Genomic DNA, 20,023 nt, shown 5'->3' with positions numbered 1-20,023 from the left:
CGCCACGGGGATGCGGCCATGTGTTCGCGGCCGGTGTTCGAGCCGAGGCTACTGATCGCCCGCCGAGAGAGCGAGTGGAAACGGAAATTCGCGATCCGTTCTTGGTCACACGCCATTGGCACGTGCGCGCGCAACGAAGAGTTCACGCCTTCAGGCCGTGCAAATTCACGTGCATACGGACGTGCGTCGAGCCCGCCGTCACAGGAGGTGTGACGGCGGGCCGACCGGTCGCAGCGCGGCGCGGGGGACTACTTGGGCGCTCCGACCAGCTTTCCCTCGGGGGAGACGGCGTACCAGGTGCCGCCCACGCCTTGGCCGTTGGTGTCTCCGGGCTCCTCGTCGCCGGCGAAGGTGTACAGCGGCCAGCAGTCGATGGTCTGCTGCTTGATCCCGTCGGGCCGGTTGAAGGTCACGAAGCCCTTGAGGGTGATGCCCTTGGTCTCGTTCTTGTCCGCGGGGGCGACAACCGGCCACTTCTTCAGGCACGGTCCGACACAGGCCGTCTTCATCGGCCAGGCGGAATCCTTCTTGAAGCGATAAACCGTCATTCCACGCGAATCCACCACAATGTCACCGAGCTTGGGATCCTCGCGGATCGCGAGCCCTCCGGGCACCGTACCGGAATCTTCGCCTCCACCCTCCTCCTCGGCATTCCCGGCCGGTGCGGCCTTCTTTCCGTCGGGTGCGGCGGCGAACCAGGTGCCGCCGACACCCTGACCGTTGACGTCACCGGGCCGGGCGTCCTTGGCGTACCGGTACATCGGCCAGCCGTCGACGGTGAGCTGCTTCGTGCCGTCGGCGCGGGTCACCTCGCCGAGCAGCGACGGGTCGACGCCCGCCGGCGGCTTGGCGCCGGCGGCGCTCACCACGGGCCACGCCGTGACGCAGTCGCCCTCACAGGTGGCGCGGGGCGGGTTCGCGGAGTCCTTGTCGAAGCGGTAGAGCGTGAAGCCCTTGCTGTCGGTGAGCACCTTGCCGAGCTGCTTGGTGTCCGCCGCGACGAGCTGACCAGCGGGCGACGCCGCCGCCGCCGAGCCCTCCGCACCGGAGCCGTAGCCCCCGGAGGCGTACCCACCGGGGTCGTACCCGCTGTCCGCGGAGGCCCCGGCCGGGTTCGCGGCACCGGCGGGGGCACCCCCGAGCGACTGGCCACCCTTTTCCTGGCCACACCCCGTCGTCAGCGCGAGAACGGCCGCCGCGGTCAGCGCGAGTGCCGCGTTCCCCCAGGTCTTCATGTCAACTCCTCTTGCTTCATGGCTTGTTGGAGCGGCGTCGGGATCCGTCCACGGCATGAAGTACGGGCCCGGTCGTCGGTCTGCTCAAAGATCGGCGAAGAAATTCCGCGGAGACGTCAAACCCCCACCCTCCAAGAACCGCTCCATCCGGGGAATCAGGGGCGTTCCGCACCCGCGGGAGGGGTCCACCTGATGATGCTCTTCGGCGTGTCTGTGTACGGATCGCTCCTCACGCGGCCCCTGGGGGCCGCCGCGCTGCTGTGGCTGCTCGTCACTCCGGTGCCGGCCGCCGCCGACGCCTGCGCCTCCGCGGTGACCTGGCCCGGAGGCTCGCACGCGGTCGCGGTGGCCGGGCCGGGTGACTGCCCGCCCACCCCGACCCCTCCGCCGCCCAGCCCCACCCCGACGCCCACTCCCCCGCCCACTCCCACCCCGACGCCGACGCCTCCGCCCGAACCCACGCCGCCACCACCGCCCCCGCCTCCGTCTCCCCCGCCGAAGCCGAGGCCGACGCCCACACCCGCGCCGCCGCCACCCGTCCGCGCGGATCCACCGGCCCCGCCGCGGCCGGCCCCGCCGCCACCGCCCGCCCCGGCGCCCGAACCCCCACCCCCGCCGTCACCCACGCCCACACTCCGCCCGCGGCCGCCGGCACCGGCCCCCGTGGCCCTGCCGAGCTACCGCCCCGCCCAGCGACCCCGGCCCGAGGGCGGCCCCTCCCTCGTGTCGATGACCCTGCTCGTCACCGCCCCCGCGGTGCTCGCGACCGCGGCGCTCCGCTCCCGCTCCCGCTGAGCCCGTCGAGGAACCCGCTGAGCCCGTCGAAGGAAGACCACCATGTCCGAATGGCTCGTCCTCTCCATCGCGATGGCCGCCGCGTGCGCCGTCGTCCTCACCATCGTCGTCATCAACAACCGCAGGCTCCCCGACGACGACGACCCCAACGAGACCCCCGACGTCATCGAGTACATGACGATGATGATCGGCGTGGTCTACGCGATCGTGCTCGGCCTCGCCATCGCCGGCGTCTGGGAGGCCCGCAGCGCCGCCCAGGACTCCGTGCGCCAGGAGGCCCAGGCCCTGCACGAGATCTCGGAGCGGGTCGAGGTCTACCCCGCCGACGTCCGTCAGCGGATCCGTTCCGACGTCGAGGCGTACGTCGCCCATGTCGTCGGCGCCGAGTGGCGCCACATGTCCGAGCACGGGGAGCTCAGCGAGGAGGGCACCGAACTGCTCGGGCAGATCCGTCGCGGCGTGACGGACTACCGGCCCGCGAACGACCACGAGGGGCAGGCGTACCAGCCGCTGGTGGACCAGGTGGCGGCGGTGGACGACGCCCGGGGCGCCCGGGGCCAGAGCGCGGGGGCGACCATGCCCGGCGTGGTGTGGTTCGGCCTGATCATCGGAGCGCTGGTGACGGTCGGCCTGATCTTCACCCTGCAGATCCGGCGCACCGGCCGGGAACTGCTGCTCGCGGGTCTGTTCAGCGCCCTCATCGCGTTCCTGCTCTTCCTGATCTGGGACTTCGACGCACCGTTCGGCCGCGGCATCTCGGCCACCGCGACACCTTTCACCGACCTCTTCCCTCAGCTCACCAAGTGACCGGGGGACCCCCCGGCACGCGTGCGGCAGGGCACACCGGCGGGCGTGGCGCGGGGCCCGGGATGCCGGGCCGGAAGCGGCGCGCCCTGGGCCGAACGGTGGACATCGGTGCCCCATTCGCCCGTCTGGGATCGCGGCTGTGATAGTGCGCTTCTAACGTTTCGGGCATCGAGGTGCATTTCATGTCCTTTCGCGGAAATCCTTCCGCGGCTGCGCCTCACGGACCCGGAGGACACCCATGCGCGCGATACGTGCCGCGTCCACTGCCCTTCTGGGGGCGGCCGCCCTCGCCTTGGCCGCTCCCCTCGCCTCGGCTGCGGACGGCGCCCCCGCACCCGCCCCCAAGGCGCCCCGAGCCAAGGCTCCGGGCGACTTCGTCGTCTCCCCCTCGCTGGTGGCTCCCGGTGGCCGGGTGACGCTCAGCGCGCCGGGCTGCCGCAGTACCGCGACCGCCTCGGCAGGCATCTTCGACACCGTGACCATCGCCCCCGGATCCACGGCCACCGCCGTGGTGGACCAGGACGCCAAGCGGGGCGCCGTCTACACGGTCTCGTTCAACTGCACCGGCGGCGTCCAGGAGACCGTCACCCTGACCATCAGCGGCACCACGGCGACCCCGACGGCCAACTCGACCGTGCTCACCCCGCCTCGCGGCGTGCAGGGCGGCCTGGGCGGCTCGGTCGGCGGGATCGACACGGTCACCCTGGCCGCGGGCGCCGGTCTCGTCGTCGCCGCCACCACCGGCCTGGTCGTCGTCGTACGGCGCCGCCGGGCCGATCTCGACCGGGCCCGGCGTCACTGACGGCGGGGACGGTGTCTCCCACCGGCACCCGGCCCCACCCGCATCAGGCACCAGGCACCAGGCACCACGGAAACGGAACCGACCACGGAGACCGAACCGACCGACCACCGCAGACGTCCGTCGCCCCCGAGTCCTGTCCGACCAGGACTCGGGGGCGACGGGCGTGGTGGGCGCCGGGAGGTTCGGCCGGTCAGACGGCGGCGCCGGTACGGCGGCGGCGGGCGATGAAGAGACCACCGCCGAGCGCGGCCGCGGCGACGAGCGAACCGCCGAGGGCCATCTCCGTGGAGCTCGGCGCCAGCGAACCGCCGATACCGCCCTGGGCACCCTGCCCGGCCAGCACGCGGAACTGCTGCGTGAACACCCGGTTGTTGTTGTTGCAGCGGACGGTCAGGGTCTGCTGACCGAGCGGGGCGTTGTTGTGGATGCGGGCGACGGCGCTGGAGACCCCGTCGTGGTTCGCCGAGAGGGTGGTCGTCGGGAAGGCGGCGGACGAGACGGTGCCGCCACCGGAGCAGCCCCGGACGGTGATCGTGAGGGTCGACCCCTGGTGGACCGCGAAGGGGGTCACGGTGACGTTGCTCGAGCCGTCCCCTCCCCGCTGGACCACGGAGGAGCCGAGGGTGACGCTGCCGGGACCGTTCGTGGCGGCGGCGAGGGGGGCCGCGAGCCCGGCCGCCGCGATCGCGGTGGCGGCCACCGCCAGAGTGCGTGCAGCACGCATGGTTGAACCTCCAGTGGAAGACGCCCCAAAGCGGTGCCCCGGGAAATTCGACGAGTACGCCTTCCATGACGAACCATCACCACTTGGGACAGTCGACGCATCTCGGCACTGGTCCACCCCGGTGAGGCGACACGCCGGGAAAAGGGCCGGTGAACCTGACGGAGCCGCAGGTCACAGACCGTCAGGACGCTTATCTGATGATTACTCGTATGGGTCATCGTTCTCGTCACCCGGCCCGCCCTGAGGTACCACTGAGCTCCGGCGCCTGCCGGACGGCCGCTCGCCCGGCCGGGAGGCGCCCGCCACCCGTTCGCCTTTCCCTGATCGCCGGTCCGGCCCGCCGCCCTTACCGTTTCGACGATGCCTCGAAGGGAGATCCATGAGCCCCAAGGACTTCAGCGTCTTTGAGCGCAGAAGACGCCAACCATGGGGCGTCCTGACGCTCGTCATGCTGTCCGGCCTGGCGATGATGCGCAACGGGGTCGACACCGAGCCCGGCCCTCCGCAGCCCGCCGCCGCCGCGGCTCCCGACACCCGGATCGGGGCTCCGCCCGCCCCCGGCCTGGAGCCGCTGCCGTTCGCCCCCGCGTCCCGGGTGAAGATCCCCTCCATCAGGGTCGCGGCCCCCGTCATGGACGTGGGCCTCGACGCGAACGGCTGGATCGCGGCGCCGCCCCCGGAGGACCCCAACCTGGCCGGCTGGTACCAGAACGGCATCGCGCCCGGGCAGCGCGGCACGTCCATCATCGTCGGCCACGTCGACAACCAGGCCGGTCCCGCGGTCTTCTACGGCCTCGGTTCGCTGGAGAAGGGTCAGCACATCGAGGTGGAGCGGTTCGACGGCCGGGTCGCGGTCTTCGAGGTCTACGGCGTCGAGGTGTACGCCAAGGACAACTTCCCCGGCGTTCAGGTCTACGCCGACACCGGCGAGCCCGAGCTGCGGGTCATCACCTGCGGCGGCGGCTACTCCCGGACCCAGGGCTACTCCGGGAACGTCGTGGTCTACGCCCGCATGGTCGGCTCGCGCTGACCGCGTGCGAAGAGGCCCCCGGCGCCGTGCCGGGGGCCTGTTCGCACGCGGTCAGCGCCGGGGCACGGTGATGCTGTAGCCCGCGTCGAGCAGCTCCGGCAGATAGCGCTTCAGCGCGGCCACGCTCTGGGAGCGGTTGCCGCCCGCGTCGTGCGAGAGGACCACGACGCCGGGCGCCGCGCCGTCGAGGACCCGGCGCACGATGCTGTCCGTGCCCGGTTCCTTCCAGTCGAGGGTGTCCACGGTCCAGGCGAGCGGCTCCATCCCCAGCTCGGCGCCGATCTCGAACGAATGCCGGTTCCAGGCCCCGAAGGGTGCGCGGTACCACAGGGGCGCGGTTCCCAGGGTCCGCTCGACGATGTCGCTGGTGGAGCCGAGCTCGTCCCGGATGCGGGAGGGGCGCAGCTTGGGGATGAGGGGATGGGACCAGGAGTGGTTGCCCACCACATGGCCGTCCGCGGCCATCTCCCGCAGCAGGTCACGGTTGCCGGCCGCCATCTCCCCGCAGACGAAGAACATCGCCCGGCAGCCGTAGCGCCGCAGGGTGGCGAGGATCTCCGGGGTGTAGCGGGGGTCGGGCCCGTCGTCGAAGGTCAGCACCAACGAGCGGCCGACGCCGGACATCTTCAGGAACGGCCGCTGCCTGACCGGGGGGAGCGCCCTGCGCAGGGTGGGGGGCGCGTAGGCGGTCATCGGCTGGAGCCGGTACGAGGAGGGCTTCGCCCGGCCGCTCGCCGGTCCGCCGGCACCGAGGGCGCCGGCGGACCCGGATGCCGGGCCCCCGGGCCGTACGGGCGTGGCGGCGCGTTCCGACGCGAAGACGCCGACCGTGGCGGTGGCCCCCAGGGCGGCGGCGATGCGCAGCACCGCACGGCGCCCTTTGGGAATCTGATCCTTTTTCATGACTAATGACTCGCATGGGCGATGGTCGGTGCGCCTCGTCCACACCGGCCGCCCCGCCGAAAACACCCGATGAGCCGATAGCCGGCGCATCCCCGGACCGGGACCGCGGCGGCGCGCGCCGCGAGGCCCGGCCCCCGGCCGGCGGGGTTCGCGCGGCGCTACTCCCCCATCACCAGCCCGTCGTTGTCCGCGCCACGGCCGAGGACGACCTCGCGGATGGTGTCGCGCACGGCGGTCCTGCCGCCGCCCGCCTCGGGCCCTGCGTTGAGGTTGACCACCCGGCCCCGGGAGGTGTCGAACCACTGGGGGATGAACTCGGCCTTGGTGACCTCCCAGCGCGCGCCCGGTGCGGCGGGCGGGGAGAAGGTGAACCGGCCGAGGGTGCCCTGGTTGCCGCGCGGGTCGAAGGCCCCCTGGTAATTGATCATGTCGCCGGCGATCTGGTCGCCCATGCCGTAGACGATCCAGGTGCCGTTGACCTTCTCGTACGCCTGGGGCACGTGCGCGTGCGTGCCGAGGATGAGGTCGATGTCGGGGCGGCCCGCGGACTGCGAGGCGGTGAGGGAGCTGCCGAGGGTCAGCTGCGTGTCGTCCGGGGCGGTCTGCCACTCGGTACCCCAGTGGAGACTGACCACGACGACGTCGGCGCCGGCCCTCCGGGCCGCCCTGGCGTCCGCGATGATCCGCTGCTCGTCGATCAGGTTGACGGCCCAGGGCTGTCCCGCGGGCAGCGGGTATCCGTTGGTTCCGTAGGTGTAGGCGAGTTGGGCGACGGTCGCGCCGCCGGCCTTCAGGAGCGTGGGGCGCGCGGCCTCGTCGGCGGAGCGGGCGGAACCGGCGTGCCGCACACCGGCCCGGTCGAGCGCGTCGAGCGTACGGCCGAGTCCCGCGACGCCGTCGTCCAGGGTGTGGTTCGAGGCGGTGGAGCAGGAGTCGTAGCCGGTGTCCTTGAGGGCGGCGGCGATCTCGGGCGGCGACTTGAAGGCGGGGTAGCCGGTGTAGGGGCCGCCCTCCTCCCCGTACACCGTCTCCATGTGGCAGATGGCCAGGTCGGCCCGGGAGACGACGGGCTTGACGCCCGAGAGCATCGGCCGGAAGTCGTAGCCCTGGCCGTTCGCGTCGATGCCGGCCTGCCGGATGACCGAGGAGTGGGGCAGGACGTCCCCGGAGGCGACGAGGGTGAAGCCCGTACGGGCCGAGGCCCCGCCGGCCCCGGCCGAGGAGGCCGTCGGCGGGGGCGTGCCGGGAGGCGGGGAGTCCTGCCCGGCGGGCGGCGCTCCGGTGGTACGGGCCGCGCCGGCACAGCCGGTCGCCGCGGTGAGCAGGAGGGCGGCGAGGGCCACCGCCCGTCGTCTCGTGCGCTGGGTCATGTGCCGGACTCCGCCGTTCATCGGACGAACATCTGTCCTGATGAATTCACAGCGGATATAAGCCACAGTCAAGGGACAAAGCCGCGAACCTTTCCAAACCCCGCTGAAACGGACGCAGCGCTTCCGTGTGACCGTTCACCGCACCATTCGCCGCTCGGTGCGACCGCTCGTCGCACGGACGTGTGCGTTCCCTGTCCCCTGCCGCCCGCATACGTTCGGATACGCCCCGTGGGATGACGAGCCGGCGGGAGAGGTGTGCAGCATGACAACGGCGACGACCGACGAGCGTGCCCTGGCGGAGCTCCAGCGTGATCACGGCCAGGCCCTCTTCGGCTTCCTGCTCCAGCTGACCCACGGCGATCAGCAACGGGCCGAGGACCTGGTGCAGGAGACCCTCGTGCGGGCCTGGCTCCACCCCGAGGCGTTCGACAGCCCCTACGAGTCGATGCGTCCGTGGCTGTTCACCGTGGCCCGGCGCCTCGCCATCGACGCCCGGCGCTCCCGGCTCGCCAGGCCCGCCGAGATCGGCGACGGGATGCTCGCCGCCACGCCCGACCCGGCGGACGTCACCGAGTCGGCGGTCGCCGCGCTCGACGTGCGGGCGGCCGTCCGGGGCCTCAGCCCGGAACACCGGGCGGTGCTCGTCCGGCTCTACTTCCACGGCCTGACCGTCAACGAGGCCGCGGCCGACCTCGGCATCCCCGCCGGGACGGTGAAGTCCCGCTCGCACTACGCACTGCGGCAGCTCGGGCGGTGCCTGCCCGGGTACCGTCCCCGGCGCGGGGGCGTTGCCCGGCCGAGGGCCGGGGCCCCACAATGACCGGGTGACGCTGACTCTCGCCGCCGCCGAAAAGGTACTCGCCGACAACTTCGCCCCGTGGGTGCTGGACCTGGGCCTCTCGGTGGTCTCGCTCGACGTCCGGGAGGCGGTCCTGCGTCTCCCCTGGTCGCAACGGCTGGCCCGCGAGGGCGGCGGCCTGTCCGGGCAGGCGCTGATGGCGGCGGCCGACACGGCGACGGTGATCGCGGTCTGTGCCGCCCGCGGCGGTTTCGTGCCGATGACGACCGTCCAGCAGTCCATCAGCTTCCAGCGCGCCGTCCTGGGAACGGACGTCCTGGTGCGGGCGCGCCTCACCAAGGCGGGCAAGCGGATGGCCTTCGCGGACATCGCGATGACGGCCGAGGGGACGGACGAGACCGCCGCGCACGCGACGGCCGTGTACGCCCTGCTCGGCTGAACCGGCCCGCCCCGCCGGACAGAGGACTCCGCACGGTCCTCGCCGTCGCGCCGCCGCCGACCCGCGCCTCCGCACGCTCCCCGTCCCACCCGTCACGGGCGTCCGGCCTGGCCCCGTCTCTCCCACCAGCACCGATGCGGCGGGAGAACGTATCCGAAACCACACCGGCGAGTTGAGTAAAGAGCGACCCGCGCGCGTCTTCTTGGGTGGAGGCTCGTCCTCGGGGTCCTCGACCGACACGACACGTCCGGAGAAGGTGGGAGCGTTGCTGCCCGAGAGTACGAACGGCACCAGCGGAGGCGGGCTCGCCGTCCCGATGGCCTGGCTGTGTGCCGAGTTCACAGCCGGTGATCTGCTGCGCACGAGCTGTCTGGTCGAGCCCGGGTCCCTGGAGTACCGGGCCGGACAGCGGACGCTGGCCCTCACCATCCATCTCTGCGAGAGCGCGGACGCCCCGGCCCGGACGGGCCGTGCGGACCGGCTCGACGAGTGGATCACGCGGACCGCGTACGACCAGCCCTGGCCCGAGTGGGTGCGTGAACGGCTCGACGCGCTGACCCGGGCGGGCGCCGAGGGGCCCGACCTCGCCCTGGCCCGCGAGACCTGGCGGCTCCTGGAGGCGACCCAGATCCGGGCGGCCGACCTGGGCGGGCTGCCGCCCCTCTCGCCGGCCTTCCGCGTCGACGAGTCGGAGCAGGTCTGGATGCCCGCCTGGAAACTGGGGCTGCCACTGGGTCACCTGGCCCTGCACCTCTACTGACGGCGCCGCCGTCCAGCCAGGGCCCCGCCGTCGGCACCTCAGCGGGCCGTCGGGTGGACTCCCGCCCGGTACTTCGGGATCCGCACCGTCACCTTCATCCCCGCACCGGCGCCGGTCTCGATGACGAGTGCGTACTCCGCCCCGTAGACTTGGCGCAGCCGCTCGTCGACGTTCGACAGACCGATCCCGGAGCCCGAGGGACGTTCGCCGCGCAGGATCGCGCGCAGCACCTCCGGGTCCATGCCCACCCCGTCGTCCTCGATCGTCACCACGGCCTCCGCGCCCGCGTCACGGGCGGCGATCGTGACCCGGCAGTCGTCCACGGAGTCCTCCAGGCCGTGCTTGACCGCGTTCTCGACCAGCGGCTGGAGGCAGAGGAACGGCAGGGCCACCGGAAGCACTTCGGGGGCGATCTGCAGGGTGACCTTCAGCCGTTCGCCGAACCGGGCCCCGGCGAGCGCCAAGTACTGCTCGATCGCGCGTAGTTCGTCGGCCAGCTGGGCGAACTCCCCGTGCCTGCGGAAGGAGTAGCGGGTGAAGTCGGCGAACTCCAGGAGGAGTTCCCGCGCCCGCTCGGGGTCGGTGCGGACGAAGGAGGCGATCGCGGCGAGGGAGTTGAAGACGAAGTGCGGGGAGATCTGCGCGCGCAGGGCACGGATCTCGGCCTCCACCACCCGCGTCCGCGACCGGTCGAGCTCGGCCAGCTCCAGCTGTACGGAGGCCCAGCGCGCGACCTCGGTGGCGGCCCGCACGAGGACGGCGGACTCCCGTGAGCCGTAGGCCACGAGCGCTCCGAGCACGCCGTCCTCACCGGTGAGCGGGGCGATCACCGCCCAGCGCAGGGGGCACTCGTCCTGCGCGCACCCCGTGTGGGCGGAGCGGCTGCGGCCGGAGGCGAGGGTCTCGGCCACCTGCTCCAGGACGTGGTCGCGGTGGTGGGACTCGCCCGGCCCGTCCCACGCCAGGACGGTGGAGCGGTCGGTGAGGCAGAGCGCCTCGGTGCCGAGCAGGGACCGCAGGCGCCGGACGGCCTTGCGGGCGGTGTCCTCGGTCAGGCCCGCGCGCAGGGGCGGCGCCGCGAGCGAGGCGGTGTGCAGGGTGTGGAACGTGGCCCGCTCGACCGGGGTCCCGAGGTCGGGGTCGGCGGCCCGTGCGCCGCGCCGGGCGGCGAGCCGCCCGAGGACGAATCCGGCGGCGAGCAGCACGGCCGCGGCGGCGCACGCGGCCGCGAGGGCGGTCCCGGTCACCGGCCGGCTCCTTCGCGCAGCAGGTCCTCGGGCAGGTGCAGCCGGGCCAGGATCGCGGGGGTCCCGGCCGGCACGTGCCCGGGGGTGGCCAGCGAGACCAGCACCATGGTCACGAAGCCCAGCGGGACCGACCAGACGGCCGGCCACGCCATCAGGGTGTGCGCCCAGCCCTCGGCGGGCAGTCCGGCCCGGGTCGCCATCACCGCGGTGAGCGCCGACCCTCCGCCGAGCAGCAGACCGGCCATCGCCCCGGGCGGGGTCAGCCGCCGCCACCAGATGCCGAGGACCAGGAGCGGACAGAAGGAGGAGGCCGACACGGCGAAGGCGAGACCGACGGCGTCCGCGACCGGGACCTCGGACGCCATGACCCCGACGGCCAGGGGCACGGCGGTGGCCAGGAGGGCCGCCAGGCGGAAGTGCCGTACGCCGCGGGACGGCAGCACGTCCTGGGTGAGGACGCCCGCCACCGACATGGTCAGTCCCGAGGCGGTGGACAGGAACGCGGCGAAGGCGCCGCCGGCCAGCAGCGCGCCCAGAAGATCGCCGAGCACCCCGCCGAGCATCCGCTCCGGCAGGACGAGCACGGCGGCGTCGGCGTCCCCGGTGAGGGCCAGTTCGGGGGCGTAGATCCGGCCCAGCGCTCCGTACACCGGCGGCAGGAGGTAGAACACGCCGACCAGCCCGAGCACGACGAGGGTGGTGCGGCGGGCGGCGCGGCCGTTCGGACTGGTGTAGAAGCGGACGGCGACGTGGGGCAGCCCCATGGTCCCGAGGAAGGTGGCGAGGATCAGCCCGTACGTCGCGTACAGCTGGTGCCCGTCCCGCCCGCCGGCCAGCGGTTGCGACCAGCCGAGCGGGTCGGCGCCGGTCGAGGCGCGGGCGGGGACGGCGGCCCCCTCGGGGAAGGCGAGTTCGGTGCCGCCCTCGACCCGGTGGGCGCCCTCGGGGAGCGTGACGGACCGCCCTTCGTACGCGGTGGCGTCGATCCGGCCGGTGACGGTGAGGGTCAGCGGGGTGTCGACCTCGATGCGTACGGTGTCGGCGACACGGACGACGGTGTGCTCGCGGAAGACCGCGGGGGCGTCGAAGCGGACGCGGGGCGCGTCGTCACCCGACCAGGCGGCGGCGAGGAACAGCGCGGGCACGAGCAGGGCGGTGAGCTTGAGCCAGTACTGGAACGCCTGGACGAAGGTGATGCTGCGCATGCCGCCGGCCGCGACGATGCCGGTGACCACGACGGCGACGAGGAGTCCGCCGACCCAGTCGGGGGCGCCGGTGAGGATCTCCAGGGTCAGCCCCGCGCCCTGGAGCTGGGGCAGCAGATAGAGCCAGCCGATCCCGACGACGAAGAGACTGGCGAGACGGCGGGCGGGCGGAGATTCGAGCCGGGCCTCGGCGAAGTCGGAGAGGGTGTACGCCCCGGAGCGGCGCAGCGGGGCCGCGACCAGCACGAGCAGGACGAGGTAGCCGGCGGTGTAGCCGACGGGGTACCAGAGCATGTCGGGGCCCTGGACGAGGACGAGGCCGGCGATGCCGAGGAAGGACGCGGCGGAGAGGTACTCGCCGCTGATGGCGGCGGCGTTGAGCCCCGGGCCGGCGGTCCGGGAGGCGACGTAGAAGTCCGAGGTCGTGCGGGATATGCGCAGGCCGAGCGCGCCGATGAGCACGGTCGCCACGACGACGGCGGTGACCGCGGCCACCGCGTAGGTGTGGTTCACGTCCGTTCCCCCGGGCTCAGCGGCCCTCGACGAGACCGGTGAAGTCCCGTTCGTTGCGTTCGGCGCGGCGGACGTACCAGCGGGCGACGCCCCAGATGACCGGGTACACGCCGACGCCGAGGGCGGCCCAGACGACGGCCTCGGGAGCGGGGAGCGCGAGCAGCAGGGGCAGCGAGCCGACGAGCAGCGCGAGCGCGCCGAGTGCGGTGAGCGCGGCCCTCAGCTGGCTGCGCATCAGGGAGCGGACGTAGGTGTGGCCGAGGGTGGTCTGCTCGCTGATCTCGAAGCGCGCGGGCGGGTGCCCGGCCGCGCGCCGGGGGGCGGGGCGGTGGCCCGGCACCTGCCCGGGCACGGCGGTCGCTCCGTCGCGCACGGCCGAGGCGTACGTGACGGTCTCGCGCCGCGGCCGGCGCGGCGGTGGCTCCTGCTCGGGCATCGGCGTCCGCTCCCGCCTCTCTTCGTCCGCTGGGCGGGTGAGTCTACGCAGAAGCGATCACGGACGGTAGACGCGTGGGGGGGCACGGGCGGAAGGCTCGGAAGGGCGGGCGGAACGGGCGGGCCGGGGGTCAGGGGCGGCCGGCCGCCCGCCGCATCAGCAGGTCCCGCAGGTGACGGGCGTGGCGGCGGCTCACGGAGAGTTCGGCGGCACCGACCCGGACGGAGGTGGCGCCGCCGTCCAGGCGCAGCTCGTCGATCCGGTCGAGGGCCACGAGGTGACTGCGGTGGATCCGGACGAACCCCCGGGCGGACCAGCGCTCCTCCAGGGTGGACAGCGGGATGCGGACGAGGTGGCTGCCGTCCCGGGTGTGCAGGCGGGCGTAGTCGCCCTGCGCCTCGACGTAGTCGATGTCGTCGACGGCGACGAAACGGGTCACACCCGCCAGTTCCACCGGTATCTGTTCCGGCGCGCCGCCGGGCGCGAGGGCCGCCGGAGCGACGTGGGCCAGGTCGTGGACGCGTCGGACCGCCTCGGCGAGCCGCTCCCTGCGCACGGGCTTCAGGACGTAGTCGACCGCCTTCAGGTCGAAGGCCTGGAGGGCGAAGCCCTCGTGGGCGGTGACGAAGACGATCAGCGGCGGCCGGGCGAACCCGGCGAGCAGCCGGGCGACGTCGAGCCCGGTGAGACCGGCCATGTGGATGTCGAGGAAGACGACGTCGACGGCCTCCTCGCCGTCGGGGCCGGCCTCCAGGGCCCGCCCGATCCTGCGCAGCGCCTCGGTCGCGTCGGTGGCTCCCTCGGCGCTGCGGACCCGCGGGTCGGCACGCAGGAGGTAGAGGAGTTCCCCGAGGGCCGGCTCTTCGTCGTCGACGGCCAGTACGCGCAGCATGCAGCGGAGTGTAGGCGGGGCGGCGGGCTATCTCAGCAGTCGGGACATCCGGCGGTCGGCGAGCGGCTTGCCGCCGGTCTGGCAGGTCGGGCAGTACTGCAGCGAGGAGTCGCTGAAGGACACCTCGCGGATGGTGTCCCCGCAGACCGGGCACGGCTCGCCGGTGCGGCCGTGGACGCGCAGACCGCTCTTCTTCTCCGCTTTCAGCCTGCCCGCCGCGATGCCGTGCGAGCGTTCCACGGCCTCGCGCAGGGTGGTGCGCATCGCCTCGTACAGGACGGCGGTCTCCGCCTCGGTGAGGTTCTGGGTCGGCTTGAAGGGGGACATCCTCGCCGCGTGCAGGATCTCGTCGCTGTACGCGTTGCCGATGCCCGCGATCAGGCTCTGGTCGCGCAGGGCTCCCTTGAGCCGGCGCCGCTCCCCGGCGAGCAGCGCGGCGAACGAGGCGAGGTCGAACCCGGCGGCGAGCGGGTCGGGTCCGAGGCGGGCGACGCCGGGCACGTCCTGGGGGTCGCGGACGAGGTGGACGGCGAGGCGTTTGGTGGTGCCGGCCTCGGTGAGGTCGAAGCCCTCGCCCGTGATCAGCGCGGTGCGCAGGGCCAGGGGGCCCTTGCCGGGACGCGGGGGTCCCGAGGGCAGGGGGTCCCTCCACTGGAGCCAGCCCGCGCGGGCCAGATGGACCAGGAGGTGCAGCAGCTCGCCGGTGGTGCCGGCGGTCTCGATGTCGAGGAACTTGCCGTGCCGGGCGACCGAGACGACCTCGGCACCGTCGAGGGCGCCCAGTGGAGGGTCGTACGTCTTGAGCACGCTGATCGCGACCGGGATGACGCGGGCGATCTCCTTGCCCACGAGATGCTCGTCGAGGAACTCTCGCAGCGCTTCGACCTCGGGCAGTTCGGGCATGGCTCCACCCTGCCCCAAGCGGGCCCGCGCCGCGCGTTCGACGGCTCCCGCCCGCCGGCCGTCGTCCCCGCGCCGCCCCGCCGCTCCCGCCGTCCCCGCGGTCAGCGGCCGCCGTCCGCCCGGTCCAGCAGGTCGAGTTCGTCGCCGAGGGCGTCGGCGAGGGCGTCGAGGTCGGGGACGGCCTTGCCGTCGGCGACCAGGCCGACGTGGACCCGTCCGCCGTAGGGGGACATGGCGACGGCGAGGGACTGACCGCGGGCGAGCGGCGCCATGGGATAGAGCTCGCGCAGCGGGGCGCCGCCGAGGGAGAGGGCCGAGCGGGGCAGCGGCACGCTGGTGACCAGCACGTCGAAGAGGAGGCGGGCGGCTCCCGAGGCCAGCGGCGCCCCGAAGCGGTGGGCGAGCGGCGGGAGTTGGTCGGCGAGCACGGCGACGGCGCCGGCGCCCCGCAGCGGCCCGTCGGCCTTGTTGCGCTCCATCCCCCGTCGTACGGCGGCCAGCCGGGCGCCCGGGTCGGACTCGGTGACCGGCAGCGCGAGGAGGTACGCGGACAGGCTGTTGCCGGTGGCCGGCGCGGATCCCGGGCGCCGGCGCGAGACGGGGACGAGGGCGCGCGGGTCCACGCCGGGGAGCGGTTCCCCGCGTCCCTCGAGCCAGCGGCGCAGGGCCCCGGCGACCACGGCGAGCAGCACGTCGTTGGCGGTGCCGCCCGAGGCGCGGCGCACCCGCTGGATCCGGTCGAGGTCCAGGGCGGCGGTGGCCACCCGTCTGGTCCCGCTGGACTGGGCGGCGAGTGCCGTGGCGCCCCGGGGGTCCAGCCGGCTGGCGCGGAGCACGCTGGCGCCGACCTCCACGGCCCGGCCGAGGTCCTCGATCCGGTCGCGGGCGGCGCCGACGATCCGGCCGGGACCCGGGAGCCAGGAGCGAGGGGGCACGGGGCGGACCCGCCGCCGGCCGGCCCCGCGGGCGGCGGCGATCTCGTCGAAGATCCCGGCGCCGATGGCGACGGCCCGCAGGCCGTCCGCGAGGGCGTGGTGGAGTTTGACCAGGACGGCGAAGGAACCGTCGGGGGCGCCGGTGAGGAGGAACATCTCCCACGGGGGGCGCCCGCGCTCCAGAGGGCGTTCCATGAGGTCGCCGGCGAGCCGGGCGGCCTCGTCGGCGAAGTCCGCGCCCGGCAGGACGATCCGGCGCACGTGCCGTCGTACGTCGAAGTCCTTGTCCGACGCCCAGGCCGCGCCTCCTACGGGCAGCCAGACGTCGCGGACCCGCATGCGCAGCCGGGGGATCGCCGCCGCCCGGCGGGCGAGCAGGTCGAGGACGTCGGTGCCGTCCGGTGCCGGGCCGAAGTGGGCCAGGGCGCCCAGGTGCATGGGGTGGTCGGTGGATTCGAGGTGCCAGAAGGCCAGATCGAGGGGTGCCAGAAGCTCGGTGCTCAACGCATCCTCATGTCCAGGGTCGTGTGTCCGGAAAGGCAGCGGAAGCCCGAAGTCAATCGCGGACGGTCTGTTACGGTCAAGTACGATCTGTATACACAGGGTTAACTCCGAATTCGCACCAGACGCATTTGCCGCTGCCTCGCGACTCCACGCCCCAGACGTCCGAGATCTGGTCGACGAGCAGGAGCCCGCGTCCCGAGACGCCCGCGTCCCCCGCCTCCCGGCGCCTGGGCAGAGCGCTGGAGCGGTCCTCGACCTCCACCCGCAGCCGCCGTTCGGGGCCCTCGAGCATCCGCAGGGTCACGATCGCCCCTCCGTCGGTGTGCATCAGCGCGTTGGTGATCAGCTCGTCGGCGACCAGCTCGATCTCGTCGGAGCGGTCGCCGCCGCCCCAGGCCTTCACGGCGGCCCTGATCATGTGGCGGGCGGAGCTCAGAGCCTCCGGGTCGCTCTGCCCGACGTGCTGCTGGAGCCGGCCGCCGGGCCGTGGGAAGTACGCCCCCTCCCGGCGCAGCAGCAGGATCGCCACGTCGTCGTCGCCGCCCCGCTCGTCCACGCTGTCGCACAGGTGGTCGGCGAGCTGCTGGAGGTCGCGCGGCCCGCGCCGTACGAGGGAGGCGAGCCAGTGCATCCCTTCGTCGAGATCCGATCCGGGCGCCTCCACCAGGCCGTCGGTGTAGAGGACCAGGGTCTGGCCGGGGTCCAGTTCCAGGGCGGTCACCGGATAGTCCAGTCGTCCGAACTCCGCGGAGAGCCCGAGGGGCAGCCCGCCCTCCACGGCGAGCTTGCGGCAGCCGCCGTCGGCGTCCTGGATCAGGGGGTTCACATGGCCCGCGCGCACCAGCTGCACGACGCCGGTCGAGAGGTCAGCCTCGGCGTACGTACAGGTGGCGAAGCGCTCGGTGTCCAGTTCGTGGAGGAAGACGGAGGCCCGGGCCATCACCGTCGCCGGATTGTGCCCCTCGGCGGCGTAGGCCCGCAGCACGATCCGCAGCTGGCCCATGACGGCCGCCGCGTGGGTGTCGTGTCCCTGGACGTCGCCGATCACGGTGCCGACCCGGCCTCCGGGGAGCGGGATGACGTCGTACCAGTCACCGCCGATGTCCCGGCCGAGACGGGCCGAGCGGTAGCGGACGGCTATGTGCGCTCCCGGCACGTCGGGGATCCGGCGCGGCAGCATCGCCTGCTGGAGCCCTTCGGCCAGGTCGTGCTCCTGCTCGTAGAGCATGGCCCGCTGGAGGCTCTGCGCGATGCTGCTGCCGAGCGCGACCAGCAGATTGCGCTCGTCGGCGCTGAAGCCGGTCTTGTCGCTGTAGAGGAGGCCGAGCGCGCCGATCGGGCGGGCCTGGGCGATCAGCGGCAGGTAGGCGGCCGAGGTGATGCCCAGACCGCTGATGTGGGGCCACAGGAGCGGGTAGGACCGCGCGAAGTCCTCGGGCGAGTCGATGAACCGGGGCGCGAGGGTACGGATCACCTCGCCCATCGGGTACGGCTCGTCCACCCGGGTGAAGCGGGTGCCGGGCACGAAGGCGCCGACGGGGCCCTCGGCGACGAGGTGGATCCGGCCGGATTCGAGCAGGCCCATGACCAGGCTGGTGGCGCCGAAGTACTCCAGGCCGTGGGAGTCGTTCAGCAGGTCGATGACGTCCGTGACGGTCCGGGCGTGGGCGAGCGCCGCGGTGGTGCTCTCGACGACGCTCGTACGCTTGCGCCGTCCCTCGTCGAGGCCGAGCCGGGCGGCGGACTCGGTCAGCTCCTCCGAGGCGTCGCGGATGATGCCGAGGATCCGCCGGGGGCGTCCCGTCTCGTCGCGGTGGATGATGCCCTGCGTGTGGGTCCAGCGCTGGCTGCCGTCGCGGCGGCGGATGCGGAAGTAGGCGCCGTAGCGGTCACTGCCGTCCTTGAGGGCGTGGGTGACGAGCGTGTCGAGCCGACGGCCCTCGTCGGGCAGCACACGGGCGCCGAGGGTGGCGGGATCGTCGTCGTACTCGTCGGGGCGCATGTCGAAGACCGTCAGCGCGCCCTCGTCCATGGTCATGGTCCCGGTGGTCAGATCCCAGTCGAATCCGCCCATCCCGAACTCCTGGCCGAAGGTGCGGAGGAAGCAGCACGTCACACCCCCTGCCCCTGTTCCGCAGCGGCAGCTCTCCGCCGCCTCGCCCCCTCTGCCCGCGTCCATGGGGCCACGCTAGGCGCAGGTCCGGCCTCGCGCACGGCAGGATCACGCGGCGGGTCACGACGGCCGCGGACGGTGGGCGCGGACCGGAGGGTGCGGCACGGCGGCGGCGCCCGTGAGGGCGCGACCGGGGCGCACCCCACCTTCCAGGTCAGCCCTCGAAGGTCTCCGGCTGCCGGGCTCCCGGGTCGTCCGGGAAGAGGTCCTCGGGCAGACCCTCGGGCAGGTCGTCGGGCAGGTTCTCGGGCAGGTCGTCGGGCAGCGGAACGTCCTGATCCGGTCCCGTCGGCGCGTCGGGCTCCCTCGGCACGCCCTGCTCCGGGGGCGTATCCGGGCCGGGGGGCGGCTCCTGTCCCGGCGGCGGCTCGGGCAGCGGCTCCGGCGCGGACGGCGGGCCGTCCTCCGGGTCGCCGGGCGCCCGTCCCGTGCCGCCGTCGGGCGGGGGCGTGGGAACGCCCGGGGGCACCTGGCTCCGGGGCGGCGCGTCCGGGGCGTCCCGGCCGGTCGGCGGGCTCGGCGGTGCGGCGACGAGGTCGCACTCGTCCGGATCGCAGGGGGGCAGGACGTCGGGGTCGCGGTCCCCCTCGCCGTCGGACCCGCTGCGGCGCTCGATCCATGTGTTGTCGGCGAGGTTCACGATCACCAGGCTGCCGATGACGGTGGTGGTCGGGGTGACGGCCACGACCCGGTCGGGGCGGTAACCGCTCCAGGGTCTTCCGCTGTGCGCGGCCCCCTTGTCGTCGACGGGCGAACGCAGGGGGTTCCCGCAGGCGCAGCGGACGCGGGGAGCCCCGTAGCCGTCGACGAGGACCGCCGTGCCGGTCTGGAGGACGGCCTGGAAGGGGACGGCCTCGCCGGCCCGGTAGCCGTGGCCGGTGACCCGGGTGTCGGTGCGCAGCAGCACCGGGGTGAGTTCGCGCAGCCAGTCGGCGACGCCGGCCTCCGGAACACCGGCGCTCTCGGCGAAGGCCCGCGCCTTGGCCGGGTTCTCGGTGAGGAGGGCGACCTGCCGTTCGACGTCGCAGCTGGCCACCGAGCGGGTGCCGCCGTAGAGGCCGGGGGTGGAGCCGGTGACCTCGCGCAGCGCCCGCCCTCGGGCGGGCGCCGGGGACGCGGGCGCCTGGGCCCGGGCGGTCGTCCCCGCCGCGACGGTGGTGGTCAGTGCGGTGGAGGCGGTGAAGGGGTCGGGCCCCTGGGCCGTGGCCGACTGGAGGAGGACCTCCCCGAAGGCGGCGGTCGGCTCCTCGGTCCCCGCGCCACCGCTCGCGCCGCCGGAGGAACATCCCGCGACCAGCAGGACGGAGGCCAGTGCGGTGATCGCGGGGAGGGGCGGACGTGACCGCCGTAGGGGTGAGCGCACGTGCTTCTCCCGCCTCTTCGCCCCGAGCCGCTTGCTTCGCCCCGAGGGCGTTCGGCGCACCCGGGGCATTCCCTCATGTCTGTCCCATCCCGACCGCTCCCGCCATCGGAGTGCGGCCATTCGATGGCCCCGCCGGCTCCGGGTACGGAGCCGGCCCCGACTGCTTGAACACGTTCAAGACAAGGTCT

19 protein-coding genes are annotated in these 20,023 nt (G+C 73.7%); 7 read left to right on the top strand and 12 right to left on the bottom strand.

Annotated elements, in window-relative coordinates; genetic code table 11:
* Nucleotides 1–248: 248 nt before the first annotated feature.
* Nucleotides 249–1,235 carry an SCO0930 family lipoprotein gene (locus AB0K65_RS13970; RefSeq protein ID WP_365716065.1) on the bottom strand — a complete coding sequence of 329 codons (987 nt, stop codon included), beginning with the start codon at nucleotides 1,233–1,235 and terminating at the stop codon, nucleotides 249–251.
* A gap of 663 nt (nucleotides 1,236–1,898) precedes the next feature.
* Here AB0K65_RS13970 and AB0K65_RS13965 point away from each other — a divergent pair.
* From AB0K65_RS13965 to AB0K65_RS13955, 3 genes are all read left to right on the top strand, one after another.
* Nucleotides 1,899–2,030 carry a hypothetical protein gene (locus tag AB0K65_RS13965; protein WP_365716064.1) on the top strand — a complete coding sequence of 44 codons (132 nt, stop codon included), beginning with the start codon at nucleotides 1,899–1,901 and terminating at the stop codon, nucleotides 2,028–2,030.
* A gap of 42 nt (nucleotides 2,031–2,072) precedes the next feature.
* Entirely contained in the window at nucleotides 2,073–2,837 is a 765-nt protein-coding gene (locus AB0K65_RS13960; RefSeq protein ID WP_365716063.1) for a hypothetical protein, read from the top strand.
* A gap of 238 nt (nucleotides 2,838–3,075) precedes the next feature.
* Entirely contained in the window at nucleotides 3,076–3,639 is a 564-nt protein-coding gene (locus tag AB0K65_RS13955; protein WP_365716061.1) for a hypothetical protein, read from the top strand.
* 190 nt (nucleotides 3,640–3,829) lie between these two features.
* On the opposite strand, the gene AB0K65_RS13950 is transcribed toward AB0K65_RS13955, so the two are convergent.
* Nucleotides 3,830–4,363, bottom strand: coding sequence for a hypothetical protein (locus AB0K65_RS13950; protein ID WP_365716060.1), 534 nt, complete (start codon nucleotides 4,361–4,363; stop codon nucleotides 3,830–3,832).
* A 379-nt stretch (nucleotides 4,364–4,742) separates the two neighbouring features.
* Between AB0K65_RS13950 and AB0K65_RS13945 the strand changes: the two genes are divergently transcribed.
* The gene (locus tag AB0K65_RS13945; RefSeq protein ID WP_365716059.1) at nucleotides 4,743–5,393 is read left to right on the top strand and encodes a class F sortase; all 651 of its coding nucleotides are present in this window, start codon (nucleotides 4,743–4,745) and stop codon (nucleotides 5,391–5,393) included.
* A 51-nt stretch (nucleotides 5,394–5,444) separates the two neighbouring features.
* On the opposite strand, the gene AB0K65_RS13940 is transcribed toward AB0K65_RS13945, so the two are convergent.
* Complete coding sequence (locus tag AB0K65_RS13940; RefSeq protein ID WP_365716058.1) at nucleotides 5,445–6,296, bottom strand: polysaccharide deacetylase family protein; 852 nt, start codon at nucleotides 6,294–6,296, stop codon at nucleotides 5,445–5,447.
* Between the two features lie 158 nt (nucleotides 6,297–6,454).
* Entirely contained in the window at nucleotides 6,455–7,666 is a 1,212-nt protein-coding gene (locus AB0K65_RS13935) for a CapA family protein (protein ID WP_365716057.1), read from the bottom strand.
* Nucleotides 7,667–7,928: 262 nt separating this feature from the next.
* Between AB0K65_RS13935 and AB0K65_RS13930 the strand changes: the two genes are divergently transcribed.
* The 3 genes from AB0K65_RS13930 to AB0K65_RS13920 all read left to right on the top strand — a co-directional run bounded on the left by AB0K65_RS13930 (nucleotide 7,929) and on the right by AB0K65_RS13920 (nucleotide 9,664).
* Nucleotides 7,929–8,486 (top strand): sigma-70 family RNA polymerase sigma factor, encoded by a 558-nt coding sequence (locus tag AB0K65_RS13930; protein ID WP_365716056.1) that lies wholly within the window; start codon nucleotides 7,929–7,931, stop codon nucleotides 8,484–8,486.
* 4 nt (nucleotides 8,487–8,490) lie between these two features.
* A complete protein-coding gene (locus AB0K65_RS13925; RefSeq protein ID WP_365716055.1) occupies nucleotides 8,491–8,904 on the top strand; it encodes a PaaI family thioesterase in 414 nt (137 codons plus the stop codon).
* A gap of 265 nt (nucleotides 8,905–9,169) precedes the next feature.
* Nucleotides 9,170–9,664, top strand: coding sequence for a hypothetical protein (locus tag AB0K65_RS13920; protein WP_365716054.1), 495 nt, complete (start codon nucleotides 9,170–9,172; stop codon nucleotides 9,662–9,664).
* A gap of 38 nt (nucleotides 9,665–9,702) precedes the next feature.
* On the opposite strand, the gene AB0K65_RS13915 is transcribed toward AB0K65_RS13920, so the two are convergent.
* From AB0K65_RS13915 to AB0K65_RS13880, 8 genes are all read right to left on the bottom strand, one after another.
* Complete coding sequence (locus AB0K65_RS13915) at nucleotides 9,703–10,911, bottom strand: histidine kinase (RefSeq protein ID WP_365716053.1); 1,209 nt, start codon at nucleotides 10,909–10,911, stop codon at nucleotides 9,703–9,705.
* Nucleotides 10,908–12,629 carry a cation acetate symporter gene (locus tag AB0K65_RS13910; RefSeq protein WP_365716052.1) on the bottom strand — a complete coding sequence of 574 codons (1,722 nt, stop codon included), beginning with the start codon at nucleotides 12,627–12,629 and terminating at the stop codon, nucleotides 10,908–10,910. Before AB0K65_RS13910 ends, AB0K65_RS13915 begins: the two co-directional genes overlap by 4 nt.
* Before the next feature lie 16 nt (nucleotides 12,630–12,645).
* A complete protein-coding gene (locus AB0K65_RS13905) occupies nucleotides 12,646–13,065 on the bottom strand; it encodes a hypothetical protein (RefSeq protein ID WP_365716051.1) in 420 nt (139 codons plus the stop codon).
* A 130-nt stretch (nucleotides 13,066–13,195) separates the two neighbouring features.
* Nucleotides 13,196–13,957 (bottom strand): LytTR family DNA-binding domain-containing protein, encoded by a 762-nt coding sequence (locus AB0K65_RS13900; RefSeq protein ID WP_365716050.1) that lies wholly within the window; start codon nucleotides 13,955–13,957, stop codon nucleotides 13,196–13,198.
* Between the two features lie 27 nt (nucleotides 13,958–13,984).
* A complete protein-coding gene (locus AB0K65_RS13895) occupies nucleotides 13,985–14,860 on the bottom strand; it encodes a DNA-formamidopyrimidine glycosylase family protein (protein ID WP_365716049.1) in 876 nt (291 codons plus the stop codon).
* 101 nt (nucleotides 14,861–14,961) lie between these two features.
* The gene (locus AB0K65_RS13890; RefSeq protein ID WP_365716048.1) at nucleotides 14,962–16,299 is read right to left on the bottom strand and encodes a wax ester/triacylglycerol synthase family O-acyltransferase; all 1,338 of its coding nucleotides are present in this window, start codon (nucleotides 16,297–16,299) and stop codon (nucleotides 14,962–14,964) included.
* 76 nt (nucleotides 16,300–16,375) lie between these two features.
* Nucleotides 16,376–18,373 (bottom strand): SpoIIE family protein phosphatase, encoded by a 1,998-nt coding sequence (locus tag AB0K65_RS13885; protein ID WP_365716129.1) that lies wholly within the window; start codon nucleotides 18,371–18,373, stop codon nucleotides 16,376–16,378.
* A gap of 253 nt (nucleotides 18,374–18,626) precedes the next feature.
* Complete coding sequence (locus AB0K65_RS13880; protein ID WP_365716047.1) at nucleotides 18,627–19,835, bottom strand: DUF6777 domain-containing protein; 1,209 nt, start codon at nucleotides 19,833–19,835, stop codon at nucleotides 18,627–18,629.
* Between the last annotated feature and the right edge of the window lie 188 nt (nucleotides 19,836–20,023).

This window comes from Streptomyces sp. NPDC053755 (genome assembly GCF_040677675.1).
Lineage (GTDB): Bacteria > Actinomycetota > Actinomycetes > Streptomycetales > Streptomycetaceae > Streptomyces.
The sequence above is the reverse complement of the archived record's forward strand: the minus strand, read 5'-3'. Positions and strand labels throughout refer to the sequence as shown.

Excerpts from the sequence above, each read along its gene's own strand:
- AB0K65_RS13970 (WP_365716065.1), bottom strand. The coding sequence starts at position 1,235 with ATGAAGACCTGGGGGAACGCGGCACTCGCGCTGACCGCGGCGGCCGTT.
- AB0K65_RS13960 (WP_365716063.1), top strand. The coding sequence starts at position 2,073 with ATGTCCGAATGGCTCGTCCTCTCCATCGCGATGGCCGCCGCGTGCGCC.
- AB0K65_RS13955 (WP_365716061.1), top strand. The coding sequence starts at position 3,076 with ATGCGCGCGATACGTGCCGCGTCCACTGCCCTTCTGGGGGCGGCCGCC.
- AB0K65_RS13950 (WP_365716060.1), bottom strand. The coding sequence starts at position 4,363 with ATGCGTGCTGCACGCACTCTGGCGGTGGCCGCCACCGCGATCGCGGCG.
- AB0K65_RS13945 (WP_365716059.1), top strand. The coding sequence starts at position 4,743 with ATGAGCCCCAAGGACTTCAGCGTCTTTGAGCGCAGAAGACGCCAACCA.
- AB0K65_RS13940 (WP_365716058.1), bottom strand. The coding sequence starts at position 6,296 with ATGAAAAAGGATCAGATTCCCAAAGGGCGCCGTGCGGTGCTGCGCATC.
- AB0K65_RS13935 (WP_365716057.1), bottom strand. The coding sequence starts at position 7,666 with ATGACCCAGCGCACGAGACGACGGGCGGTGGCCCTCGCCGCCCTCCTG.
- AB0K65_RS13930 (WP_365716056.1), top strand. The coding sequence starts at position 7,929 with ATGACAACGGCGACGACCGACGAGCGTGCCCTGGCGGAGCTCCAGCGT.
- AB0K65_RS13905 (WP_365716051.1), bottom strand. The coding sequence starts at position 13,065 with ATGCCCGAGCAGGAGCCACCGCCGCGCCGGCCGCGGCGCGAGACCGTC.
- AB0K65_RS13900 (WP_365716050.1), bottom strand. The coding sequence starts at position 13,957 with ATGCTGCGCGTACTGGCCGTCGACGACGAAGAGCCGGCCCTCGGGGAA.
- AB0K65_RS13895 (WP_365716049.1), bottom strand. The coding sequence starts at position 14,860 with ATGCCCGAACTGCCCGAGGTCGAAGCGCTGCGAGAGTTCCTCGACGAG.
- AB0K65_RS13885 (WP_365716129.1), bottom strand. The coding sequence starts at position 18,373 with ATGGGCGGATTCGACTGGGATCTGACCACCGGGACCATGACCATGGAC.